Below are 4,793 nucleotides of genomic sequence, written 5' to 3'. Positions count from 1 at the left end.
GATGCGGTTCCAGACCCGCGCCGGCCTGGGGATGCCGGGCTTGTCCAGCGTGCGACTGGCCGGCAGGTGCGACCCTTCCACCAGCCGGATGATCTCCAGCTTCTCAGGTGCGGGATACCTCATTCGCCGTCGCCCCTATCGCGCTGACTTGGGCACTCACTTTGGGTGAGGCCGTTCTGACAGCGCTCATTCCGCTGTTTATTGGTTTTGCCATCATTGCGGATCCGATCCGCCAGATGCCGGGGCTGATCACCTAGGCGCATGTATCCAGGGACGTTAAGAATTTTCTGTTGGTTTCACGGTACTTTCGGCGCGAGCCATCGAGAATCAGGAACGCGCGGAGAAATTCATTGTTTTTCAAATTCAAAGCGTCCAGGCCCGCAGAGCAGGATAGCGGTGCCAGGATTATTGCCGGTATGGTCGATCGCACCCAGGCGACAATCCAATTTAAACCGGACGGTACAATTCTGACCGCAAACGGCAATTTTCTTGCTGCTTTGGGATACCGGCTGGAAGAAATCACGGGCCGGCATCATTCGATGTTTGTGGCGCCTGAAATTGCCGCGGGTGCGGAATATAAGTCATTCTGGAAAGACCTGGCCGCTGGCCGTGTGTTCACGGATCAGTTCCCGCGGGTGACCAAAGACGGCGCCACCATTTGGATCCAGGCGACCTATGCTCCGGTTGAAAACGCGGATGGCACAGTGGAAAGGGTTGTCAAAGTGGCCACTGATGTAACGGTGCGCCGTCTTGGGCTGCAGGAAATCGCCAAGGGGCTGGACGCGATGAGCCAAGGGGATCTGGGCTTCCGGGTCAAACTGTCCGATCAGGTGGACATTGCCGCACTGGGCGAGGCGTTCAACCGCTCGGCGGAGCAGCTTGGCACAGCGATGGGCGCGGTGACGCAAGTATCCGAAGCTGTCGGACGCACAGCGGATGAAATCTCCAAATCAGCCAGCGACCTGTCTCAGCGTACCGAGAGCCAGGCTGCAACGCTGGAGCAAACCGCAGCGGCCATCGAGGAGCTGACCGGCACGGTGCATTCCTCGGCGGAAGGTGCAGAGAAGGTGGAAGGCATCGTCAGCGAGGCCCAGACTGCCGCGGAACGCAGCGGCCAGGTTGTCTCGGATGCTGTTGCGGCGATGTCGCAGATCGAGAGTTCCTCTGAGGAAATCGCCAAGATCATCGGGATGATTGACGATATTGCCTTTCAGACCAACTTGCTGGCGCTGAATGCCGGGGTCGAGGCCGCCCGGGCGGGGGAAGCAGGCCGTGGCTTTGCGGTTGTTGCCTCAGAAGTGCGGGCGCTGGCGCAAAGGTCTGCTGGGGCGGCCGGCGAAATCAAACAGCTTATCGGTCAAAGCAAACAGCAGGTGGCCAGCGGTGTGGATCTGGTTGGCAGAACCGGAATTGAGCTTAAGCAGATCATTGACAGTGTGGGGCATATTTCCACCCACATCAGCGGGATTGCCACTGGCGCCAAGGAACAGGCTACGTCGCTGAGCGAGATCAACCTTGGTGTTTCACAGCTGGATCAGGTGACCCAGCAGAATGCGGCGATGGTTGAGGAAACCTCGGCCGCCAGCCAGTTGCTGTCCGCGGACGCCAGCCAGCTGACCCGCGAAGTGTCGAAGTTCAGCTCCGCAGGCAACCCGGCCCCCGCCCCGGTTGCGGATGTGGTGGCTTTCCAGCGCCCGGCGGCAGCAGCGCCGACAGCAGCCCCGGCGGCACAAGGCGCCGGCGGTTTGGATGCAGATGCGCTGCCTGCGGCGCAAGGGTGGGATGATTTCTGAAGCCGGCTTGCGGTTCTTGCCTGTGGCAGCGGCAAGGCTTTCTATGAATTGACATGTTGACACTCTCTGTTTGCACCGCAACGCTTGCGCGCAAAAATGACGGGGTGAAAACATGAACAGCCAGGACGCACCAGCCTATCCGCTGGTCCGGCGGGCCGGGCAGAACGGCATGCTGGTGAGCTTTGACAGCAGCCTTAGCGAGGCCTCGAACCGCGCCGCGCTGGCTTTTGGCAGTGCGGTGGAAGCACTGCCGCTTGAAGGGGTTGTAGAGACCATGGCCTCTTTGGCCTCGGTCTTTGTCCGTTTTGATCCTGCAGAACTGCGGCATGAGGCGCTGGAGGCTGCTTTGCAGACCCTTCTGACCGCCCAAAACTGGCTGCAGGCGCCGCTGCCGCCCGGGCGCCGGTTCTGGCGGGTGCCCACAGTATACGGCACCGATCTGGCACCCCAGCTGGGAGAAGCAGCCGATGCCGCGGGGATGAGCGAGGCACAGGCCATCGAAAGCCTGGGTGCTGCACAGGTGCGGGTGCTGACCATCGGCTTTGCCCCCGGCCAGCCCTACCTTGGGTCTTTGGGGCCGGAATGGAACCTGCCACGGCAGACGGAGCTGACACCGTTGGTGCCGCGCGGCGCGCTGGTGCAGGCGATCAGCCAGTTCGTCTTGTTCTCCAATCCGGCACCAACCGGCTGGCGCCATGTGGGTCAGACCGGGCTGACCCTGTTCCAGCCGGGGGCAGCGCAGCCTTTTGTTCTGCGCCCGGGTGATGAGATGCAGTTTGAGCCGGTCTCCAAACCGGACTTCCTGAAACACTGTCAGGATGACCCGCTGCTTGGCGGCGCCGTCGTCTCGGAGATCGCAGCATGAGCGGCCTCAAGATACTGCGGATCGGACCGGCAGCTTCGGTCCAGGATTTGGGGCGGCCCGGTTTACTGGGGCAGGGGGTGTCCCAAGGCGGCGCTGCTGACCCGCTGGCATTGGCCGAGGGGGCTGCGCTGCTGCGGCAGGATTCCGGATTGGCAGCCTTGGAAATGGGTGGCATGGGCGGCGAGTTCGAAGCAACCGGCCCCCTGCGCATTGCCCTGACCGGCGCGCCGATGGCGGCAGTGCTGGAGGGTGAACCGCTGGCCTGGAATGCGTCGCACCGGATGGAGGCGGGCCAGCGTCTGTCAATCGGTGCCGCCCGCCGCGGCGTCTATGGATACCTGCATCTTGGCGGCGGTATTGCCACGGAGCCGCTGCTTGGCTCCCGCGCTGTGCATCTGATGGCGGGGCTGGGGCGGGCGGCCGAAGCCGGAGACCTGCTGCCTGCCGGTTCAGACCGGAATAATGAAACAGGTCTGGTACTGGCCGCCGAGGACCGTTTTCAGGGCGGTGAATTGCGTATTGTCGAAAGTTTCCAAAGCAGCCTGTTTCCCGAGGCGGTCCGTGTCCGGTTTGCAGCCACGGCTTTCCGGCGCGGCAGCCGTGCCAACCGGATGGGGGTGGAAATGGTCTCGGAGGGCGAAGGCTTTGCCGCTGATGGCCAGCTCAATATCCTGTCCGAAGTGATCCTGCCGGGGGATGTGCAGATGACCGGCGATGGTAAGCCTTTCGTGCTGCTGCGCGAATGCCAGACAACTGGCGGTTACCCGCGGATCGGCACCGTTCTGCCATGCGATCTCCCCAAGGTGGCGCAGGCGCAGGGCGGCGCTGCGCTCCGCTTCTGCTGGACCGGCCTGGAACAGGCTTTGGACATTCAGGCCAGGTTTGAGACGGTTTTAAAGGGGCTGCCCGCAGCTTGCCGCCCGCTGGTACGCGATCCGGCTGCGCTCCGGGACCTGTTATCCTATCAATTGATCAGCGGGGCGGTCTCTGCGGAGGCGGACCCATTTGCAACGGGAGAGACCGCATGACCAAGACCGTCGACCTGAACGCCGACATGGGTGAAAGCTTCGGCCCCTGGACCATGGGGGATGACGCGGCGCTGCTGGACATCGTCTCCTCGGCCAATATTGCTTGCGGCTTTCATGCGGGCGATCCGGATGTGATGGCCCGGACCATGGCGCTGGCGCATGACAACGGCGTCGGGATCGGCGCCCATCCCGGGTTCCTGGACTTGCAGGGCTTCGGGCGGCGCAAGATGCATGTGCCGCATGGCACACTGGCCAATATGATCCGCTACCAGCTGGGCGCAGCGCAGGGCATGGCACGGGCGGCCGGAACCCAGGTGCGCCACCTGAAACTGCACGGGGCCCTGTCCAACATGGCCTGCACCGATCACGCGCTGGCGCGGGCCTGCTACGAGGCGGCGCTGGAGGTGGATCCGGACATCATCATCATGGTGCTGGCGGCCACGGCCATGGAAGAGGCGGTGCGCGGCCTGGGCTGCAACTGGTGCGGTGAGATCTTTGCTGACCGTGCCTATAATGATGACGGCACGCTGGTCGACCGGTCTTTGCCGGGCGCTGTCATTCATGACCCGGCCCTGGCCGGTCCGCGCATTCTGCAAATGGTGGAAGAGGGCGCCATCATCACCGAAAGCGGCAAGCGCATTCCCGCCTCAATCGATACCATCTGCCTGCATGGGGATACGGTGGAAGCGGTGCAGCTGGCACAATCGGTCCGCACCAGCCTGACGGAGGGCGGGATCATGATCCATCAATTCACCGGGCGCAGGGGCTAAGCACCGCTGGCGAGGTGTTCTTGGTGCCTCAGCCGGGAGGATCGCCTGGCGCTAGGGCGGTTTGGGGGATTTTCGGGGAAAATCCATGGAATCGGATGCCTGATTTGAAGGGAAACTGCCGGAGGCGACTCGCGGAACTCTGCCCCTCTTGTGTGCCTTTGCTTCGAAACCCCAACATCTAGCGGGAGGTAATCCTCAAGCCATCGCGCCTGTCGTGCCAAGGCCCGGCCGATTGCCGGAAAATCGCAGGCCGGCCATCTTTTTGAATCGCGTAAGTCATTGAAAGAATTAGTACTTAACGAGTGTTTTGCAAAAAGTCATGCAAACGTCAAAAAAG

General features: G+C 62.4%; 4 protein-coding genes and 1 pseudogene. 4 read left to right on the top strand and 1 reads right to left on the bottom strand.

The annotated features are described in order from the left end of the window. Positions 1-135: pseudogene (locus L1069_RS23400) on the bottom strand (IS3 family transposase); the annotation flags it as partial. A 281-nt stretch (positions 136-416) separates the two neighbouring features. Between L1069_RS23400 and L1069_RS23395 the strand changes: the two are divergent. The 4 genes from L1069_RS23395 to L1069_RS23380 all read left to right on the top strand — a co-directional run bounded on the left by L1069_RS23395 (position 417) and on the right by L1069_RS23380 (position 4,456). Continuing rightward, positions 417-1,793 (top strand): methyl-accepting chemotaxis protein, encoded by a 1,377-nt coding sequence (locus L1069_RS23395; RefSeq protein ID WP_237457245.1) that lies wholly within the window; start codon positions 417-419, stop codon positions 1,791-1,793. A gap of 112 nt (positions 1,794-1,905) precedes the next feature. Beyond that, positions 1,906-2,658 (top strand): carboxyltransferase domain-containing protein, encoded by a 753-nt coding sequence (locus L1069_RS23390; protein WP_129369599.1) that lies wholly within the window; start codon positions 1,906-1,908, stop codon positions 2,656-2,658. Then, on the top strand, positions 2,655-3,686 hold the full coding sequence (locus L1069_RS23385) for an urea amidolyase (protein ID WP_237457244.1): 1,032 nt from the start codon (positions 2,655-2,657) through the stop codon (positions 3,684-3,686). Before L1069_RS23390 ends, L1069_RS23385 begins: the two co-directional genes overlap by 4 nt. Further along, entirely contained in the window at positions 3,683-4,456 is a 774-nt protein-coding gene (locus tag L1069_RS23380) for a 5-oxoprolinase subunit PxpA (RefSeq protein ID WP_237457243.1), read from the top strand. The genes L1069_RS23385 and L1069_RS23380 overlap by 4 nt, the downstream gene beginning before the upstream one ends. The last annotated feature ends 337 nt before the right edge of the window (positions 4,457-4,793 follow it).

This window comes from Leisingera sp. MMG026 (assembly GCF_021654205.1).
Lineage (GTDB): Bacteria > Pseudomonadota > Alphaproteobacteria > Rhodobacterales > Rhodobacteraceae > Leisingera.
This window is presented reverse-complemented; position numbering and strand designations above follow the sequence as displayed.

Excerpts from the sequence above, each read along its gene's own strand:
- L1069_RS23385 (WP_237457244.1), top strand. The coding sequence starts at position 2,655 with ATGAGCGGCCTCAAGATACTGCGGATCGGACCGGCAGCTTCGGTCCAG.
- L1069_RS23380 (WP_237457243.1), top strand. The coding sequence starts at position 3,683 with ATGACCAAGACCGTCGACCTGAACGCCGACATGGGTGAAAGCTTCGGC.
- L1069_RS23395 (WP_237457245.1), top strand. The coding sequence starts at position 417 with ATGGTCGATCGCACCCAGGCGACAATCCAATTTAAACCGGACGGTACA.
- L1069_RS23390 (WP_129369599.1), top strand. The coding sequence starts at position 1,906 with ATGAACAGCCAGGACGCACCAGCCTATCCGCTGGTCCGGCGGGCCGGG.